Genomic DNA, 18,244 nt, shown 5'->3' with positions numbered 1-18,244 from the left:
TGGCCCAGCATCAGCCCCTGGAAGCTGAAGTGCTGGCCCATGGCAAAAGGCCCTGACTCTTGCGAATCAGGGCCTTCAAAATGGTGCCGGAGAGATGAATCGAACACCCGACCTTCTCATTACGAATGAGCTGCTCTACCGACTGAGCTACACCGGCTTGGAAAAACGAAGATTATAGCGAGGTGATCAGGCCTCGTGGTGGTAGCTGGTCACGCGCTCGACTTCGTGTTTGGAGCCCATGAACACACTGACACGTTCATGGAGCTGGGTCGGGTGGATGGTCATGATGCGTTGCCTGCCATTGGTGGCCGCCCCGCCGGCCTGCTCGACCAGCCAGCTCATCGGGTTGGCTTCGTACATCAGGCGCAGTTTGCCGGGCCGGTCAGGCTCGCGCTTGTCCCAGGGGTACATGAAGACACCGCCGCGCGTCAGGATGCGGTGGATGTCGGCCACCATGCTGGCGATCCAGCGCATGTTGAAATCCTTGCCGCGCGGGCCTTCACGTCCAGCCAGGCATTCGTCCACGTAGCGCTTCACCGGGGCATCCCAGTGACGCATGTTGCTCATGTTGATGGCAAATTCCTTGGTGTCTTCCGGAATCGTCACGTTTTCTTGCGTCAACACAAACGAGCCCTGTTCGCGGTCCAGCGTGAACATGGCGACGCCGTCACCGACGGTCAGCACCAGTGTCGTCTGCGGGCCATAGACGCAGTAGCCAGCGGCGACCTGCTGGGTGCCAGGTTGCAGGAAGTCGTTTTCTGACACACCCGTGCCTTCAGGCTTGAGCAGGACGCTGAAAATGGTGCCGATGCTGACGTTCACATCAATGTTGCTGGAGCCGTCCAGCGGATCAAACAGCAACAGGTATTCACCTTGTGGATAACGGTTGGGCACCACATAGATGCCTTCCATTTCCTCGCTGGCCATGGCCGCCAGATGGCCGCCCCATTCGTTGGCTTCAATCAGCACCTCATTGGCGATGATGTCGAGTTTTTTCTGCACCTCGCCCTGCACGTTTTCGCTTTGGGCACTGCCCATCACGTCGCCCAGGGCGCCTTTGTTGACCGACTGGCTGATGCGTTTGCAGGCGCGTGCCACCACTTCCAGCAGCAGCCGCAGTTGTGAGGGAATGTGGCCTTCCAGGCGTTGCTGTTCGACCAGATAACGGGTGAGGGAGATTCTTTTCATGTTGATGAGGTGTTCAGTCGGCCAACGCGCGGGTGACCACCTCGCGCACGTCGTTGCTCAGATCCGCCTTGGCGGCCACACGTGTCAACGCTTCGTGGGCAGCGCTGCGGTAGGGTTCGGCCAGTTTTTTCCAGCGGTCCAGCGCGCGTGCCAGTCGGGCTGCCACTTGCGGGTTGATGGTGTCGAGTTCCAGCACCTGTTCGCTCCAGAACACATAACCTGCTGCATCGGCCCGGTGGAAGGCGCCGGGGTTGGCGTTGCAGTAACTGAAGATGACACTGCGCGCCCGATTCGGGTTGCGCAGGTTGAAGTCCGGGTGTTTGAGCAATTGACGCACCGCCGGCAGCACTTGGCCACCCCGGTCACTGCAGCCCGCCTGCAGGGCAAACCACTTGTCCAGCACCAGTTCCTCGGCTTTGAACAGGCTGTGAAAGCGGGCCAGTGCCGGCTTGGCCAGCTCATGGCTGCTGTGCACCAACGCGCTCAGGGCGTTGAAGCGGTCGGTCATGTTGTCGGCATCCTTGAAGCGCTGGTAGGCCTTGCCGGGCCAGACGGTATCCCCGGAGTCTTGGGCCGCCAGGCACAGATAACCCAGCGCCAACCCGGCCAGGGCGCGCCGGCCGCTGGACAGGGTGTCAGGCCGGTAGCCGCCATTGGGGCTGTGCGTTTCATAGGCCCACTGCCAATCGGCCAGCAGGGCGGAGGCCAGTTGCTGGCGCATGGCTTCACGCACGGCGTGGACACGCTGCGGGTCCACCACCTCCAGCTGCTCGGCGATGTAGGTCTCGGACGGCAGGGTCAGCACCAGTTCCTTGAAAGCAGCGTCCAGCGTGGGGTGGCGCAACACCGAACGCATGGCCTCAAGATAGGCATCATTCAGGCCGCTAGCCCGGGTGGAATCTACTTGTTTTGCTATTAAATTAATAGCATTCCGCAAACCCAGGCGTTGCCCGGCTTCCCAGCGGTTGAACGGGTCGGGGTCATGGGCCAGCAGGGTCAGCAACTGGGCATCGGTGTACTCAAAATCAACCACCACCGGGGCACTGAACCCGCGCAGGATGGAGGGCACCGGTTCTTCTGCCACGTTCACAAAAGTGATGGATTCGCTGGCCTGCGTCATGACAAACAGATGGCTGTCACCACAGGCGACGGTTTCACCCTGGAGCTGCAGCGGCAGCGCCGCACCGCTGGCGGCGCCCACCAGCCCGAGGCTGACTGGCATCACAAACGCCTCCTTGCTGTCCTGGCCGGGCGTGGCCGGGCAGCTCTGACGGAAGTTCAGGGTGTAGGTTTGCGCGGCGGCGTCGTAATGGGCGGTCACGGCCACCCGCGGTGTGCCGGCCTGGCTGTACCAGCGCTTGAACTGGGGCAGCAGCTTGGCTAAAGACGAATCCGGGTTGGCGTCGGCAATCGCCTGGGCGAAGTCGTCACAGGTCACCGCGCTGCCATCGTGGCGGGCAAAGTACAGCGTCATGCCCTTGGCAAAGCCGGCGCGGCCCACCAGCGTCTGCATCATGCGCACCACTTCTGCGCCTTTTTCGTAAATGGTGACGGTGTAGAAGTTGTTGATCTCGATGTAGCTGTCGGGACGCACCGGGTGCGCCATCGGGCCGGCATCTTCGGGGAACTGGGCGGTGCGCAGCACGCGCACATCTTCAATGCGTTTGACCGCACGGGCGGAGGCGTCGGCGCACAGGTCCATGCTGAATTCCTGGTCGCGGAACACCGTCAGGCCTTCTTTCAGGCTCAGTTGGAACCAGTCGCGGCAAGTGATGCGGTTGCCGGTCCAGTTGTGGAAGTACTCGTGGCCGACCACGCTCTCGATGTTGGCAAAGTCCACATCGGTGGCGGTGGCCTGGTTGGCCAGCACGTACTTGGTGTTGAAGATGTTCAGGCCCTTGTTTTCCATGGCGCCCATGTTGAAGTCGCTGGTGGCGACGATCATGAAACGTTCCAGGTCCAGCGGCAGGCCAAAGCGGGCTTCGTCCCAGATCACGGCGTTGATCAGCGACTGCATGGCATGTTCGGTCTTGTCCATGTCGCCAGGGCGCACATAGACCTGCAGCAAATGGTCTTTACCGCCGCGTGAGGTGATGCGCTGTTCACGCGCCACCAGCTTGCCCGCCACCAACGCAAACAGGTAGCAGGGTTTCTTGTGCGGGTCAACCCAGGTGGCAAAGTGGCGGCCTTCTTCCAGGTCGCCGCTGTCGGTCAGGTTGCCGTTGGACAGCAGCACCGGGTATTTGGCCCGGTCGGCCCGCAGTGTCACGGTGAAGCTGGCCATCACATCGGGGCGGTCCATGAAGTAGGTGATGCGTCGAAAGCCCTCGGCCTCGCATTGGGTGAAGAACGAGTCGTTGCTGACGTACAGCCCCATCAGCTTGGTGTTTTTGACCGGCGCGCAGGTGGTGAAGATTTCCAGCTCGAAGTCACCCTCGGCAGGCAGGTTTTCCAGCACCAGCTGGTTGCCTTCCATCTTGAACGAGGTGCCAGCGCCATTGACCAGTACGCGGGCCAGGTTCAGTTCGTCGCCGTCGAGCTTGAGCGCCTGGGCGGGCACCGCCGGGTTGCGCCGCAGTGTCATCTTGTTGAGCACCCGGGTTTTGGCCGGGTCGAGGTCGAACGTCAGGTGAACGGTGTCGATCCAGAATGCCGGGGCGCTGTAGTCGGCCCGGTGAATGACGGTAGCTGGCCCCGTTGAATCACGCAGTTGCAACATGTAAAGTCTCCAAAAATTTCGATTCCAGCAAGTCAAGGTAGTTGCGGGCCGCCGTGATCACGTGCGGTCCGGCCAGTTGTTCCGGCGTATGGGTGGTGCAGATGGCCACCGAGCGCATCCCGGCGCGGCGTGCGGCTTCAATGCCAAAAGGCGCATCTTCAAAGACAATACAGTCCTCAGCCCGCGTATTCATTCGTTTGGATACTTCTAAAAATATAGCAGGTTCGGGCTTGCCGGCCAGGCCCTCGTCGCCCCCCACCACGGCCAGTGGTGCGGTCGGCATGGCCAGGTGGCTCATGGCAAAGGCAACGTTGTGGCGGTCACCAGCGGTACCGACGCCGATCTTCAGGCCAAGTTGGCGTGCCTGCTCGGCAAAAGTCTTGAACCCGGCGACTTCGGCAAACACCGGCCCGAACATCTCGCGGTAAATCTGTTCTTTTTCGGTGATGAGCGCCCAGGCTTCGTCGTCGTCCATGGGGCGTCCGAACAGTTCGCGCATGCACTCGGCACCGGTGCGTCCGGTGGTGCGGCGCATCAGGTCCGGCAGGTCAATGTCCAGCCCCTGGCGCTGGATGAACACGGCCCAGCTCTGGGCGTGGTAACCCATGGAGTCGATCATGGTGCCGTCCATGTCGAAGATCAGGGCTTTGACAGGTTGGTGCATCAGCATCAGACCCCCTGCTTCAGTGAGGCTTCAATGAAGGCGTCCAGGTCACCGTCGAGCACTTTTTGCGTTGCCGACGTCTCGAAGTTGGTGCGCAAGTCCTTGATCCGGCTGTTGTCCAGCACATAACTGCGGATCTGGTGGCCCCAGCCGACGTCGGTCTTGGAGTCTTCCAGCTTTTGCTGTTCTTCCTGGCGCTTGCGCATCTCATGGTCGTACAGACGGCTGCGCAGGCGTTTCCAGGCCACGTCACGGTTGCTGTGCTGGCTGCGACCGTCCTGGCACTGCACCACGATGCCGGTGGGGATGTGGGTCATGCGCACCGCCGAGTCGGTTTTGTTGATGTGCTGGCCACCGGCGCCGCTGGCGCGGAAGGTGTCGACGCGCACGTCAGCCGGGTTGATCTCGATTTCGATCGAGTCGTCGATCTCGGGGTAGACAAACACGCTGGCAAAGCTGGTGTGGCGACCGCCTGAGGAGTCAAACGGACTCTTGCGCACCAGCCGGTGCACGCCGGTCTCGGTGCGCAGCAGGCCAAAGGCGTATTCACCCTCGATCTTGATGGTGGCGCCCTTGATGCCAGCGGTGTCGCCCGGGGTTTCGTCTTCCAGCTCGGTCTTGAAACCCTTACGCTCGGCGTATTTCAGGTACTGGCGCAACAACATGCTGGCCCAGTCGCAAGCTTCGGTGCCACCCGCGCCAGCCTGGATGTCCAGGAAACAATTGAGCGGATCCGCCGGATTGTTGAACATGCGACGGAATTCCAGCCCCTTGACGATCTCTTCGAGCTTGGCCGCCTCGGTCTCGATGGTGACCAGACCGGCTTCGTCGTTGTCCTCTTTGCTCATCTCGAACAACTCGGTGTTGTCGGAGAGATCACGCTGCAGGTCACTGAGGGTGACAACCACGCCGTCGAGCGCCTTTTTCTCCTTGCCCAGCTCCTGGGCGCGCTTGGGATCGTTCCAGACGGTGGGGTCTTCCAGCGAGGCGTTGACGGTTCTCAGCCGTTCAAATTTGGCATCGTAGTCAAAGATACCCCCGTAAATCGAGGGTGCGGGCGCTCAGGTCGGCGAGTTTGTTGCCAATGGCGTTGATGCGTTCTGCTTCCATGCTGCAAATCCTGTTCTGATCGTGAAATGGTCGAATAACCCGCGATTTTCTCACGCCGTCAGGAAATCTTTTGCCTCATCCGGGCAAGGCCCCATTTCAGTGCGGCAGCTGGAGTGGGGCTGGTGGCCGGTACCGGCTGAGCAGGGTTTCAAAGGTTTCAATCGGGACCGGCTGGCTGAACAGATAACCCTGGAAATTGCTGCAACCCTTGCCAGCCAGGGTTTCGCGCTGTGCCTGGGTTTCCACGCCTTCCGCAATGACGCTCAGGTTCAGGCTGTGTGCCATGGCGATGATGGTGCCGACAATGGCCTGATCACTCTTGGCGGCGGCAATGTCACGCACAAAGGACTGGTCAATCTTGATCTGGTCGAGTGGCAGCCGTTTGAGGTATTGCAGTGACGAATACCCCGTGCCAAAGTCATCCATCGAAAAGTCCACCCCCAGGGCCTTGAGCTGGAGCATGGTGCTGATGACTTTTTCGACACCCGACAGCAGCATGCTTTCGGTGATTTCCAGCTTCAGGCGGGCCGGGTTGATGCCGCTGTCACGCAGCGCGGTCTCGACCTGGCTGACAAAAGTGTCCGAGCTGATCTGGCGGGCGCTGACGTTGACAGCCAGCACCAGCTCCCGCGTGGCGGGGTTGGCTTCCCAGGCCTTGAGCTGGGCGCAAGCGGTTTGCAGAATCCATTGGCCCAAGGGCAGGATCAGACCGGTTTCTTCCGACAGGGGAATGAAGGACGCCGGGGAAATCAGGCCCTTTTGCGGGTGTTGCCAGCGCACCAGGGCCTCGGCGCCAATGGCCTGCCCGTCGGTGTTGACTTGTAACTGGTAATACAGGGCAAACTGTTGTAGGGCCAGCGCCTGGCGTAAATCGGCCTCCAATGCGGCGCGCGCTTCCAGCGCGGATTGCATGGCCGGGTCGAAAAAACGCAGCGTGTTACGCCCCGCGGCCTTGGCCTCAGACATGGCCGTGTTGGCGTGCTGAAGCATTTCTTCGGCGCTGACTTGTGCGCTGGACAGGCTGACGCCCATGCTGCAGGAACAGGTGTACTCAAAGTCCCGCAACCAGTAAGGCGCATTGATGGCGTTGCGGATTTTTTCTGCGGCTGCCTTGATCTGGGGTGCGGTCTGGGTGGCCTCGGTTGCAAGCCCCTGCAGCAGCACCACAAATTCGTCACTGCCCAGCCGGGCCACCGTATCGCCCTCGCGGGCACAGGCCTGCAGGCGCTTGGCAATCTCGGTGAGCAGCAGGTCGCCGATGTCGTTGCCTTTGATGTCATTGATGGTCTTGAAGTTATCGATGTCAATGAACAGCAGGGCGGCATGGCCCTCGCCATGATTGCGCGCCGACAGGATCTGGCGCAACCGGTCCGTCAGCAGGCGGCGGTTGGGCAGTGCCGTGAGTGGATCGTAAAACGCCAGCTGGTAGATCTCGGCCTCGTTTTTCTTGTGCTGCGAGATGTCGCTGAAGGTGGCCACATAGTGGGTCGGTTTTTTCTGCGAACTACGTCGGGTGGTGGCGGTGGTGATGGTGAGCCATTCGGGGTAGATATCACCGTTTTTGCGCCGGTTCCAGATTTCCCCCTGCCATTCACCGGTGGCGGCAATGGTTCGCCACATATTGGCATAGAACTCGGGAGATTGGCGTCCAGAGCTCAGCAAGCGCGGGTTTTTGCCAATGACCTCGTCACGTGAGTATCCCGTCAGCCGGCTGAACGCCGCATTCACATCAACAATGGTGCCCTGGATGTCGGTGATGGTGATGCCTTCGGAGGCGGTGGCAAACACGCTGGCGGCGAGCTCCAGGCGGTCAGTCTGTTCGCGCAGTCGCACGAAGGTGTGGACGGCATAGGCCAGCAGGGCCAGGGCTGCCACCAGCAGGAAAAACTGATAGACCGCAGCGCGTTGCTGTTGCTGGTCAAAATGCCGCCCGTAAGCCTTGGCCAGGCCGTTGTTGTCAGCTGAGCTGGTGAGTTGCCGCACCAGATTGGGTATGCTGCGTTCGAATTCATCAATCAAATGGGCGTGGCGAATCAGTCGCTCCACCTTGTCGCGCGCCACAGGGGACAGGCTGACCGACTGTTTTTCCAGAGCCGTCAGGATGCCGTTCACATTGCCGCGCTCCAGCAAACCACCCTTCACCCGGTTCAGCAGCAGTTGTTCGAGCAAGGCCTCGACCTGGGTCGGCACCACACTGCGGGCAGGCAGGTCGCGTATCAAGTCGTCCTTGGCGTGTGGCAGGTAAAGCAGGGAGTTTTTCAGCACCGCGTTACGTGATTTGAAGCGCTCAAGCGCGTCTTGCTTGCTGACGATCCGTTGTTCGAGCAGGCGTAATTGCTGTTGAAATTCGCTCGCCTGGCGCAGCTCGCTGGTGAGTTCTCCCGAGCGCAAGGTGCGCAAGCTGGCGCGCAGGCTCGACATGATGGCGGTGACCTCGTCGTAGTTGTTCGACAGGTTGAAGCTGAGTTGCAGCACGGCCTCGCCCAGCCGGCTCTCATCCGTCTGCAGCTGGCTGAAATGACCCAACAGCGCATTGTGATGGCGCAGATTGACGGGCTGCGTGACCATGAACAGACCCACCAGCAATCCGGCGGCCAGCAAGACCCAACCCAGGCGGTAGGCGTCCGCGTGGTGGGTCAGATGTGCTTGAAGGCGTTGCAGGATGGTCATTGAAGCAGTTTGCCCTGGTATTCACCGGTCAAGGTGCGCAGGAAAGCGGCGATTCTGGCCACATCCTGTTTGTCCAGATCCAGGCCCAGTTGATACCGGGCCATGACCGCGATGGCGTCTTCCAGCGTGGCGGCCGAGGCGTCATGCAGGTAAGGGGCGGTGACGGCGATATTGCGCAACGAAGGCACCTTGAACACATAGCGGTCTTCTTCCAGTTTGGTGATGTTGTAGCGGCCCAGATCGGCCTCTTGCAGATGGCCACGCGCGCTGAAGTAGTCTTCCATGATGCCGAGCTTCTGGTACATGTTGCCGCCAATGGCCATGCCCTGGTGGCAACTGGTGCAGCCAATCTGCTTGAACAGGCGGTAGCCGGCTTGTTCGGTTTCGGTCAGCACGTTCTGGTTGCCGCGCAGGAATTGGTCGAACCGGGAGTTGGGTGTGATCAGTGAACGTTCAAAAGTGGCAATGGCGTCCCGGATGTTGCGGGGGCTGATGCCGTCCGGGTAGGTTGCGGCGAAATCAGCCCGGTAGGTGTCATCTTCAGACAGCATGGCGACGGCACCCCGCCAGGTGCCCGCCATCTCAAGCGGATGCTGCAGCGGACCGTCAACCTGGTCTTCCAGCGTCTCGGCCCGTCCATCCCAGAACTGGCGAAAGTTGAAGCCACTGTTGAATACCGTGGGGGCATTCATGCTGCCTTCATGGCCACCCACGCCCTGGGAACGGCGGCGGTGGTCAACGCCGCCCGTGGCCAGGTTGTGGCAATGGGCACACGATACCCGGTGGTCGGCAGACAGGCGGCCTTCATGAAACAGGCGTTCACCCAGGGCCACCTTGCGCGGGTCCAAGGGCAGACTCAGGGGCAGGGCTGAGATCGGATCTGAGAGAAGGCTTGCCGGAAGCGAATCCACGGCTTGACTGGCCGTCTGCGCTGGTCGCAACCAGTCAAAGTGGACGAATCCGATGCCCAGCAGAATGACTGTGCCCACGACGACGGCAGTCAGCCATTGGTGGACCGTCCTCATGGCTGGGTGACACCGTGGTGTGCGGGAAGAAGACTAACCACCAAACAGTCCTTTGAGGGCCTTGCCGATGTCCGGCAGGCTTGGTGTGGTCGGCGCCTTGGGTGCAGGGGCCTGAGGTTCCTGCTCAGTTGGTGCAACTTCTGTCGCGTCGGGTGCCGGTTGGCCCGGGCGGCGCCGCATGGCATGGGCTTCGTCCCCCAGCATGACCATGGTCAGCGATTTGACCCGTATCTTGGCGGTCCATTCCGGTTCCCAGGCGATGCGTTTGTCGGCCGGGCGGGGCGGGTGCGCCAGATTGAGTTCCTGGCCGTAGGCGATGCCACGCAGCATGGCGCCTTCGGTTTTGGTAAAAATCCCTGCCGGGATGGCGCACTGGGTCTGGCTGGCTGGCAGCAGCACTTTTTCCTTGAGCCATTTGTCCACGTTGGCATTGCTGGCGTAGTCCATCAAGCCCCAGCCGGGTTCGGGCACCTCGGACGAGCTCCAGATCACCATTTCAGTTTGACCGCCACGGTCACTGCCACTCATGGCATTGAGAAAATAGGCGCGCGCCGTGGGCAGGGCCGGCCAGCTGGTGGCCGTGGCACCCGCACCACCGCCCTGGCTGGTGAGGCTCATTTTGGGCATGAAATCCTGCGCTTCACCGACGGCAAATTGCAGGCTGGCCGGCAAACCCTCACCACGGACCACATGTTGCCCCTGCAAGGAGGCGTTGGCCGGTACTTTTTGCCGATGGGTTTCATTGGGCCAGGTCGCATGGCCCGGGATGGCCTTGGCGCCGGTGTCGCGGGTGGCGCGCCCCATCATGAACTGGCCATAGTCTGCTGCCCCAGCCTTGGCGAAATCCAGCACGCGGGGCTGGCCCGGGCGCACCGTGTCACTGCAGCCCCAGTAAAACAGGATGCGGCCCTTGGGCTGCTCGGGGACGTCGTCCACACTTTGCTGGCCTGGCACGCGGCCCGGCTTGGTGGGCTGCGCCGGCACCGGCAGCAGCGTCAGGCTGGCTCCCATGGCCTGGCCGGGTGGAATGGCTTGCGTGGCCTGTGTCCCCTCCGGCTTGCGCTGGGTCTTGACCGCCAGATCCAGCCAGCGCCCGGGCATCATGCCGCGCGTGGCCCCAAAGGACACCCCACCCATGCCTGGCAACCCCCCCACCAACCCGCCAAGGGCGCCCATGTCCGGCATGTCATCCATGCCTGCCATGGAAATGGTGGCGACATCCATCCAGTACTGGGCTATGGGTGGCTTGACCACCTGAACCTGTGCCGCGGCTGTGCCACAGGCCAGCAAACTGGTGCAGACAACCGCGATGACTGAAGGGGCTGTATCGGACGGTTTCATGATTGTTCTCCGCAATGGGTGGACCAAGGGCCGGATGCGCCGCCTGTTTTTATCACGGAAGCGGACTCAGTGCGTTGATAAAAAGCCATCAATCAGTTCGGCCAGGCGCCGTGGCTGATCGTGGTGCAGCATGTGGCCGCACTCGGGCAGTTGGCAAATCCTGACGTCGGCGACGGCTTTGAGCCGTTCGTGATGCTGCGCCCGGGTGAAGCGCCCCTTCCAGAACGTGGCGATGCTGTCGTCAACGGCCTCGACCATCAGCGCCGGCGCACTGATGCCGCGGTAGACGGCCAGCATCTCATCTTCCCGGTACAAATGGGCTGATACCACCTTGTGGGCGGCTTCCCCCAGGATCGTCCATTGGCCAGGCGCTGTTTCGGCCGACCAGTGGCAGGCCAGCCAGCGTGCCTTGTCGCCCGGCAGGCGCGGATTGGTTTTCATCAGGCGCTGGGCCACGGCATCCAGCGAGTCGTAACTTTTCAGGCCCAGACCACCCTGGTGCCATTGTTTGATCTCGTCGAGCCATTGGGCATAACGTGCCGGTGCTTGCTCGGGCCGTGTGGCAGGCAAGCCAAAGCCCTCCAGATTGACCAGGCGGCGCACCCGTTCGGGGCGGACCCCGGCGTACAGCATGGCCACGTTGCCGCCCATGCTGTGGCCCACCAGGTCCACAGGTATCGCGCCGGCGTAATGGTCCAGCAGCGTTTCCAGATCCGCCAGATAGTCCGGGTGCCAGAAGCAGTCCACCCCACCACCCGCTGTCAGGCCAAAGCCACGCCAGTCGGGGGCGATGATGAAGTGCTCCTGCGCCATGGCATCCACCACAAACTGGAAACTGGCGGCCACGTCCATCCAGCCGTGCAGCAGCACCAGCGGCGCTTGCCCTGGCGTCGGCTGGCCCCAGACCCTGACGTGGTAATTGAGGGTACGAACGGGAACAAATTCGCTTCGGGAAAGGCGTTGGGCTTGGTACATGGTGGGGGCGCATCTTAGCCGCAGCCAGCCTGGCCCATTCTTCGGCAGGTCACTTTGGTGTGGGGCGGGTGTTCTGAAATGGGGGGTGAAAGCAGGTGAAAATCCGGGACGGTTGGCGCCAGACTGCGCCTCGTACCTCATTCCTGAACCTGGTATTTTGATGAGCATGCCGAATCCGCTGGTTCACATCCGCCCCGAAACCCACGGTGTGGTACTGGACCTGAAATATGCCACCTCTGACAACATTTCCGGCCGGGCGATCTACGCCCGCAGCCTGTGCCTGATGCACGCCGATGCTGAGGTGTGCCTGCGCCGGGCGGTCGCGCTGGCCGCTGATCGCTGCTATCGGCTGAAAATTTTTGACGCTTTCCGGCCCCAGGAAGCCCAGGTCCTGTTGTGGGAGGCCGCCGATGACAAGCAGTACGTGGCCGACCCGCGTGTTGGCTCCAACCACACCCGGGGCACGGCCGTGGATCTGACCCTGGTGGACGCGCAGGGTCAGGCGCTCGACATGGGCACTGGTTTTGACGACATGACCACCCTGTCGCACCATTTCAATCCCGGCGTTTCAGCGCTGGCGCTGGCCAACCGGCAAAGCCTGCTGGACATCATGGAAGGTGCCGGTTTTGAGCACATTCCGCATGAGTGGTGGCATTACGCGCTGCCTGGCAAGGACCGCTATCCGCTGATCCCGTGTGCCGTGCTGGGCGACTTGAATCCGATGCGGGTGGCGTGAGGTGCGCTGGCGCAGCCCTGTACGTAGGGGCAAACACGCAGCGGTCTGAGAGCCGGACTTGGTACAGTTGGCTGAGCTTACAGAAAGGGCTGCCATGTCTGACCATCCAACCAGCGACACTGCTTCCCGCTTCCCTGACCCGGGTCAGCTAAGCTGGAACCTGCCTGAGGCCTATGCCCGCCTGCATGCCGGTTTCAACTGGCAGGTGCCCGAATGGTTCAACATTGCCAGTGCTTGTTGCGGGCGCTGGGCGGCGGCGCCAGATGCTTCAAAAAGAGTAGCTATAACAGCATATTACACGAGGGCTGGAGGCTTATTTTTTACTTACGCTGAGCTGCAAGCGCAGGCCAACCGGCTGGCCAACGTGTTGCAGACCCTGGGTGTGCGGCCGGGGGACCGGGTGGCGATTGTGCTGCCGCAGCGGTTCGAAACCGCCGTGGCGTACATGGCGGTGCTGCAGATGGGGGCGGTGGCGATGCCACTGTCGCAACTGTTTGGTCCCGAAGCGCTGGCGTTTCGCCTGCGTGACAGTGAGGCGGTGGTGGCCATCGGCGACGAACAGACCTTGCCGGGTTTGCAGGCGGTGCGTGAGGGCTGCCCCAGCCTGCGCCAGATCATCGGCGTGGGTGAGGCGGGCGCCACGGCTGATGTGGCCTACACGGCAGCCCTGGCGCAGGCGGCGGCGGATTTTGATCTGGTGCCCACCCGCGCCGATGCCCCGGCGATCCTGATCTACACCAGCGGCACCACCGGCAACCCCAAGGGCGCACTGATTCCCCACCGGGCCCTGATCGGCAACCTGACCGGCTTCCTGTGCAGCCAGAACTGGTTTGGTCTGGCCCCGGCGGATGCCCTGCAGACCGCCGGCCGGGACACTGGCGCCTGGCTGCTGGAACAGGCCCAGGCCACCTCCGTGGCCGCCGTGCCCGAATCCCATGCGGTGTTCTGGTCGCCGGCTGACTGGGCCTGGACCGGTGGCCTGATGGACGCCTTGTTGCCCACGCTGTATTTTGGCCGCCCGATCGTGGCGTTCAACGGTCGGTTTGCCCCACAAACCGCGCTGGAACTGATGCGTGACTGCGGCGTGACACACACCTTCCTGTTCCCCACCGCCCTCAAGGCCATCATGAAAACCTGCGCCGGTACACCAGAGGCCACGGTGCGTCAGCAATTCCGGCTGCAGTTGCAGGCCATCATGAGTGCCGGTGAAGCGGTGGGCGACGCGGTGTTTGACTACTGCCAGCGCCAGCTGGGGGTGACTGTCAACGAGATGTTTGGCCAGACCGAGATCAATTACATCGTGGGCAATTGTTCGGTGCAGTGGCCGCCCAAGCCCGGCAGCATGGGCATGGCCTACCCTGGTCACCGGCTGGCCGTGGTGGATGACGAGGGCCGCGAATGCCCGCCTGGCGTGGCGGGTGACGTGGCGGTGCATCGGCTCGACGTCCATGGCCAGCCCGACCCGATCTTCTTTCTGGGCTACTGGAAAAACGAAGCCGCCACCCAGGCCAAGTTCACCGGCGACTGGTGCCGCACCGGTGACCTGGCCGTGCGTGATGCCGACGGTTACCTGTGGTATCAGGGCCGTAGCGACGACGTGTTCAAGGCTGCGGGTTACCGCATTGGCCCCGGCGAGATCGAGAACTGCCTGGTCAAACACCCGGCCGTGGCCAATGCGGCGGTGGTGCCCAAGCCCGACCAGGAACGTGGTGCGGTGGTCAAGGCCTATGTGGTTTTAGCTCCTGATTTTGTAGCTTCCAGGGCAAATGATACGCGGGCTAAGGGCCAATTTGATGCTGAACTGGTGGCTGAACTGCAAACCCACGTCAAAGGCCTGTTGGCACCGTATGAATACCCCAAGGAGATCGAGTTCCTTGACGCCCTGCCCATGACCACCACCGGCAAGGTGCAGCGCCGGGTGCTGCGGCTGCAGGAAGAGGCCCGCGCGCGCGGCCAGGGATGAACATGTCCGCTGGCGTGTTTCAACTGCCGGGGACGTGGCGCATCCGGCTGCTGGCGGTTTTGAAATGGCTGGTGCTGGTGGTGCCGATGTGGGTGGCGCTCAAGCGCCTGGGTCACAGCCCGTGGTTGTTCTGGGCGCTGGTGCTCAGTCTGGTGGCCTTCAGCGCGATGCGTGCCTGGGAGACCAGCCAGCGCCGGCAGTTCATCCGCGAGGCCCGCTTGCCCGCCTTTCTGGCCGTCAAGCTGCGCCAGCAATACCCGCAGTTGAGCGCCGCAGACGCGGACCTGGTGTTGCGTGGCCTGCGCCAGTTTTTTATCGCCCACGTGCGCAGTGGCCGCCGGTTTGTGGCCATGCCTTCGCAGGTGGTGGACTTTGCCTGGCACGAATTCATCCTGCATACCCGGGCTTATGAACAGTGGTGCCGTACCGCCTTTGGCAAGCTGCTGCATCACACCCCGGCCGAGGTACTGGGCCGCGACCCCAAGCGCAACGACGGTCTGCGCCGCACTTGGTATTGGGCCTGCAAGGAAGAGAGCATCGACCCGCGCCAGCCCAGCCGTTTGCCGCTGTTGTTTGCGCTGGACAAAAAATTCAACATCGTTGGTGGTTACAGCTACGTGCCCGATTGCAGCGACATTGACCGGCACAGCGGGTCTGCCACTTATTGCGGCACCAGTTTTGGCGATGCCAGCGGTGGTGGCGGCGATGCGGATGGTTTTGGCGGCAGTGACGGGGGCGATGGTGGCGCTGACGGCGGATCCGACGGTGGTGGTTGCGGCGGCGACTGAGCTGTGCGACATCAGCAAGAGGTTATGGCAAGGCAAACTCGGCTGCGATCTCGAGCCCAAGTGTGGCCCCATCCGCCAAGCCGGCCTCCGTGCTGGTGAGGCCGTCGGTGCCGGGTGACCCGGGGCCTGCCGTTGTGTTGATTCCCCGCGCGCTGCTGTGGTTGCGGGAGCGCCGTACACTTCAACCCCTGTTTTTTTAGCTTGATCTCGACGCATGAAAACCATCCAACTTGGCCAAAGTGAGCTGTTTGTCACCCCGATCTGCCTGGGCACCATGACCTTTGGTGAACAGGTGGATGAGCCCACGGCGCATCAGATTCTCGACCGTTCGCTGGCGCGTGGCATCAACTTCCTGGATACGGCTGAGATGTATGCGGTGCCGGCCCGGGCCGAAACCTTCAATGCCACCGAAAAAATCATTGGCAACTGGCTGGCGCAGCGTCCCGGTGCGCGGCAGAAGCTGGTGATTGCCACCAAGGTGGCCGGTCCCTCGCGGGGCATGCCGTGGATCCGCGGCGGCAGCCCGGACCTGAGCGCGGCCGACATCATTGCTGCCTGTGAGGGCAGCCTGCAACGGCTGCAGACCGATGTGATTGACCTCTACCAAATCCATTGGCCGGTGCGCAGCGTCCCGGCGTTTGGCGCCATGTATTACCAGCCCCGGGAGGCCGAGGGCACCTCGATCCATGAACAACTGCAGGCGCTGCAGACGCTGGTTCAGGCCGGCAAGGTGCGGGCCGTGGGCCTGTCCAATGAAACACCTTATGGCGTGCATGAATTCGTCCACCTGGCTGAGCGCTATGGCCTGCCGCGCGTGGCCACGGTACAAAACAGCTACAGCCTGCTCAACCGCAGTGTCGAAAACGCGCTGGACGAAACCCTGCATCGCCTGCAGGTGTCCTTGCTGGCCTATTCGCCACTGGCCTTTGGCCTGCTCACAGGCAAGTATGACCACAGTGGCCTGACCGGTGCCGATGCGCCGGCCCAGTCCCGGCTGACCCGCTACGAAACCACCCGCAAACAGCGTTGGGGTCGCCCCGAGGCGCTGGAGGCCACCCGGGCCTACAGTGCGCTGGCGCGTGAACACGGGCTGACGCCGACGCAACTGGCACTGGCTTTCTGTTACACCAAATGGCAGGTGGCCAGCACCATCATCGGGGTCACCTCGGTGGCGCAACTCGAGGAGGATCTCGACGTCTGGGGCACTGCTCTGCCGCCGGAGCTGCTCCAGCAAATCGACGCCTTGCGCTGGAAGTTGCGCGACCCGGCGATTTGAGTCGTTGAACCAGGAGCCTGCCCGATGCTGAGCCTGCAGACTGCCATCACGTTTCTGGGGGTGTCCTTGTTGCTGGGCGTCACGCCCGGCCCGGACAATGTGTTTGTCATGGTGCAGTCCGCCACGCATGGCCGCCGGGCAGGTTGGCTGGTGGTGCTGGGGCTGTGTACCGGTTTGCTGGTTCATACCGCGGCGGTCACCCTGGGGCTGGCGGCGCTGTTTGCGGCATCCGCCTCGGCCTTTGTGGTGCTGAAGTTCGCCGGCGCGGCCTACCTGGCCTATCTGGCCTGGCAGGCCTACCGGGCGCCGGTGACTGGCGGTGACACCGGTGCCGCCTTGGCCCTGCAGCCGCGCCAGCTCTGGCTGCGCGGGGTCATCATGAACCTGACCAACCCGAAGGTGGTGTTGTTCTTCCTGGCCTTTTTGCCGCAGTTTGTCGATCCCCGGCGCGGCCCGGTGGCCGGGCAACTGCTGGCGCTGGGCGCGCTGTTCATGCTGGCGACGCTGCTGACGTTTGGCGCCATCAGCTATTTTTCGGCAGCGCTGGGGCAGCAGTTGCGGCGTTCCTCCCGCGTGCAGCGCTGGCTCAACCGGGTGACCGCGCTGGTGTTTGCCGGTCTGGCGCTGCGCCTGGCCGTGGCGCAACGGTGACCCCGGCCCAGCCCCATTTGGTGTCCTTCCCTGCTTCTGTACCCATGGCCAAGAAAGACCACGTCAGCGTCACCCCTGCCACCCAGCTGCTCAAGACGGCCAAGGTGGTGTTTACCGAACATCCCTACGAGTATCTGGAGCATGGTGGTGCGCTGCACAGCGCCGCTGAGCTGGGTTGGGACCCGTTCCATGTGGTCAAGACCCTGGTCATGCAGGACCAGGATGCCAGGCCACTGGTGGTGCTGATGCATGGCAACCGCAAGGTGTCGACCAAAAATCTGGCGCGCCAGATTGGCGCCAAGTCAGTGGAGCCGTGCACCCCCGAGGTGGCCAACCGGCACAGCGGCTACCTGGTGGGGGGCACCTCGCCGTTTGGCACGCGTCGCGCCATGCCGGTGTACATTGAATCGAGCATTCTGGCCTTGCCCAAAATCCTGATCAATGGCGGGCGGCGTGGTTATCTGGTCGGCATTGCGCCGCATGTGTGTGTTGACTTGCTCGACGCCAAGCCGGTGCAGTGCGCGCTGGAGGACTGAGCTTAGTGTGGTGTTTGACGCTATCCGGCACTTAAAACCGCGTCTTTTGGGCCATGGCGTCGTTGCAAATCCTCGCGATACCTACGGGTATCGCTGTGGTTTGCGCCTAGCCCTGACCCAAAATCCATCGGTTTTAAATGTGCCGTCAAGCATCAAACCCCACACTAGCCGTCGGCTGGCAAAATAGGTTTACTGCCCACATGTGAGTGGGCGCCAGGAGTGATGTTTGGAATCGATACAAAGTTTTTTGCCCATGCTGGCTGCCATCGCGGCTTATCTGGTCGGGTCCTTGTCGTTTGCGGTGATCGTCAGCCGCGTCATGGGGCTGGACGACCCGCGGACCTTTGGCAGTAAAAACCCCGGCGCCACCAATGTGCTGCGCTCGGGCTCCAAGGCGGCGGCCATTCTCACTTTGCTGCTGGACGCGGCCAAGGGCTGGTTGCCGGTGGCGCTGGTGGGCTGGTTTGGCAAGCCTTATGGCCTGCAGGACGGGACGCTGGCCATGGTCGGCCTGGCGGCGTTCCTCGGCCACCTGTACCCGGTGTTTTTCAGGTTTGTCGGCGGCAAGGGCGTGGCCACGGCTCTCGGCGTGCTGCTCGGGC

The 18,244-nt window shown here is 62.3% G+C and carries 15 protein-coding genes and 1 tRNA gene; 7 read left to right on the top strand and 9 right to left on the bottom strand.

Annotation, left to right across the window (positions count from 1 at the left end; genetic code table 11):
- Positions 1-81: 81 nt before the first annotated feature.
- From PHW99_RS14280 to PHW99_RS14240, 9 genes are all read right to left on the bottom strand, one after another.
- Positions 82-157, bottom strand: a tRNA-Thr gene (locus tag PHW99_RS14280).
- A gap of 29 nt (positions 158-186) precedes the next feature.
- On the bottom strand, positions 187-1,188 hold the full coding sequence (locus PHW99_RS14275; protein ID WP_300178835.1) for a class 1 fructose-bisphosphatase: 1,002 nt from the start codon (positions 1,186-1,188) through the stop codon (positions 187-189).
- A 13-nt stretch (positions 1,189-1,201) separates the two neighbouring features.
- On the bottom strand, positions 1,202-3,907 hold the full coding sequence (gene pepN / locus PHW99_RS14270) for an aminopeptidase N (RefSeq protein WP_300178832.1): 2,706 nt from the start codon (positions 3,905-3,907) through the stop codon (positions 1,202-1,204).
- Positions 3,891-4,571 (bottom strand): HAD family phosphatase, encoded by a 681-nt coding sequence (locus PHW99_RS14265; RefSeq protein ID WP_300178845.1) that lies wholly within the window; start codon positions 4,569-4,571, stop codon positions 3,891-3,893. The genes pepN and PHW99_RS14265 overlap by 17 nt, the downstream gene beginning before the upstream one ends.
- A gap of 5 nt (positions 4,572-4,576) precedes the next feature.
- Positions 4,577-5,681 (bottom strand): peptide chain release factor 2 gene (gene prfB / locus PHW99_RS14260; RefSeq protein WP_300178830.1). Its coding sequence is split into 2 segments (ribosomal slippage): positions 4,577-5,599 and positions 5,601-5,681, totalling 1,104 coding nucleotides; the frame shifts between segments, so codons are not numbered across the junction.
- Positions 5,682-5,777: 96 nt separating this feature from the next.
- Positions 5,778-8,351, bottom strand: coding sequence for an EAL domain-containing protein (locus tag PHW99_RS14255; RefSeq protein WP_300178828.1), 2,574 nt, complete (start codon positions 8,349-8,351; stop codon positions 5,778-5,780).
- Positions 8,348-9,376 (bottom strand): cytochrome-c peroxidase, encoded by a 1,029-nt coding sequence (locus PHW99_RS14250; protein WP_300178826.1) that lies wholly within the window; start codon positions 9,374-9,376, stop codon positions 8,348-8,350. Before PHW99_RS14250 ends, PHW99_RS14255 begins: the two co-directional genes overlap by 4 nt.
- 33 nt (positions 9,377-9,409) lie before the next feature.
- Positions 9,410-10,717: a hypothetical protein gene (locus PHW99_RS14245; protein WP_300178824.1), complete on the bottom strand. Its 1,308-nt coding sequence runs from the start codon at positions 10,715-10,717 to the stop codon at positions 9,410-9,412.
- 66 nt (positions 10,718-10,783) lie between these two features.
- Positions 10,784-11,692 (bottom strand): alpha/beta hydrolase, encoded by a 909-nt coding sequence (locus PHW99_RS14240; protein WP_300178822.1) that lies wholly within the window; start codon positions 11,690-11,692, stop codon positions 10,784-10,786.
- A 157-nt stretch (positions 11,693-11,849) separates the two neighbouring features.
- Between PHW99_RS14240 and ddpX the strand changes: the two genes are divergently transcribed.
- The 7 genes from ddpX to PHW99_RS14205 form a co-directional block, all read left to right on the top strand.
- Positions 11,850-12,428: a D-alanyl-D-alanine dipeptidase gene (gene ddpX / locus PHW99_RS14235; protein ID WP_300178841.1), complete on the top strand. Its 579-nt coding sequence runs from the start codon at positions 11,850-11,852 to the stop codon at positions 12,426-12,428.
- Positions 12,429-12,522: 94 nt separating this feature from the next.
- A complete protein-coding gene (locus PHW99_RS14230; protein ID WP_300178820.1) occupies positions 12,523-14,391 on the top strand; it encodes an AMP-binding protein in 1,869 nt (622 codons plus the stop codon).
- A gap of 2 nt (positions 14,392-14,393) precedes the next feature.
- Complete coding sequence (locus PHW99_RS14225; RefSeq protein WP_300178818.1) at positions 14,394-15,179, top strand: hypothetical protein; 786 nt, start codon at positions 14,394-14,396, stop codon at positions 15,177-15,179.
- A gap of 214 nt (positions 15,180-15,393) precedes the next feature.
- Positions 15,394-16,455: an aldo/keto reductase gene (locus PHW99_RS14220; protein ID WP_300178816.1), complete on the top strand. Its 1,062-nt coding sequence runs from the start codon at positions 15,394-15,396 to the stop codon at positions 16,453-16,455.
- 24 nt (positions 16,456-16,479) lie between these two features.
- Positions 16,480-17,106 (top strand): LysE family translocator, encoded by a 627-nt coding sequence (locus PHW99_RS14215; protein WP_300178814.1) that lies wholly within the window; start codon positions 16,480-16,482, stop codon positions 17,104-17,106.
- Positions 17,107-17,150: 44 nt separating this feature from the next.
- A complete protein-coding gene (locus PHW99_RS14210) occupies positions 17,151-17,642 on the top strand; it encodes an aminoacyl-tRNA deacylase (RefSeq protein WP_300178812.1) in 492 nt (163 codons plus the stop codon).
- Between the two features lie 235 nt (positions 17,643-17,877).
- Positions 17,878-18,244, top strand: a 367-nt coding sequence (locus tag PHW99_RS14205; protein ID WP_300178838.1) for a glycerol-3-phosphate acyltransferase, incomplete at its 3' end; no start/stop codon positions are given.

It is taken from the genome of Rhodoferax sp. (genome assembly GCF_028689305.1).
GTDB lineage: Bacteria > Pseudomonadota > Gammaproteobacteria > Burkholderiales > Burkholderiaceae_C > Rhodoferax.
This window is presented reverse-complemented; position numbering and strand designations above follow the sequence as displayed.

What these genes read in the sequence shown, in the direction of transcription:
- PHW99_RS14275 (WP_300178835.1), bottom strand. Translation starts at nt 1,188, where the DNA reads ATGAAAAGAATCTCCCTCACCCGTTATCTGGTCGAACAGCAACGCCTG.
- pepN (WP_300178832.1), bottom strand. Translation starts at nt 3,907, where the DNA reads ATGTTGCAACTGCGTGATTCAACGGGGCCAGCTACCGTCATTCACCGG.
- PHW99_RS14265 (WP_300178845.1), bottom strand. Translation starts at nt 4,571, where the DNA reads ATGCACCAACCTGTCAAAGCCCTGATCTTCGACATGGACGGCACCATG.
- PHW99_RS14255 (WP_300178828.1), bottom strand. Translation starts at nt 8,351, where the DNA reads ATGACCATCCTGCAACGCCTTCAAGCACATCTGACCCACCACGCGGAC.
- PHW99_RS14250 (WP_300178826.1), bottom strand. Translation starts at nt 9,376, where the DNA reads ATGAGGACGGTCCACCAATGGCTGACTGCCGTCGTCGTGGGCACAGTC.
- PHW99_RS14245 (WP_300178824.1), bottom strand. Translation starts at nt 10,717, where the DNA reads ATGAAACCGTCCGATACAGCCCCTTCAGTCATCGCGGTTGTCTGCACC.
- PHW99_RS14240 (WP_300178822.1), bottom strand. Translation starts at nt 11,692, where the DNA reads ATGTACCAAGCCCAACGCCTTTCCCGAAGCGAATTTGTTCCCGTTCGT.
- PHW99_RS14230 (WP_300178820.1), top strand. Translation starts at nt 12,523, where the DNA reads ATGTCTGACCATCCAACCAGCGACACTGCTTCCCGCTTCCCTGACCCG.
- PHW99_RS14225 (WP_300178818.1), top strand. Translation starts at nt 14,394, where the DNA reads ATGTCCGCTGGCGTGTTTCAACTGCCGGGGACGTGGCGCATCCGGCTG.
- PHW99_RS14220 (WP_300178816.1), top strand. Translation starts at nt 15,394, where the DNA reads ATGAAAACCATCCAACTTGGCCAAAGTGAGCTGTTTGTCACCCCGATC.
- PHW99_RS14215 (WP_300178814.1), top strand. Translation starts at nt 16,480, where the DNA reads ATGCTGAGCCTGCAGACTGCCATCACGTTTCTGGGGGTGTCCTTGTTG.
- PHW99_RS14210 (WP_300178812.1), top strand. Translation starts at nt 17,151, where the DNA reads ATGGCCAAGAAAGACCACGTCAGCGTCACCCCTGCCACCCAGCTGCTC.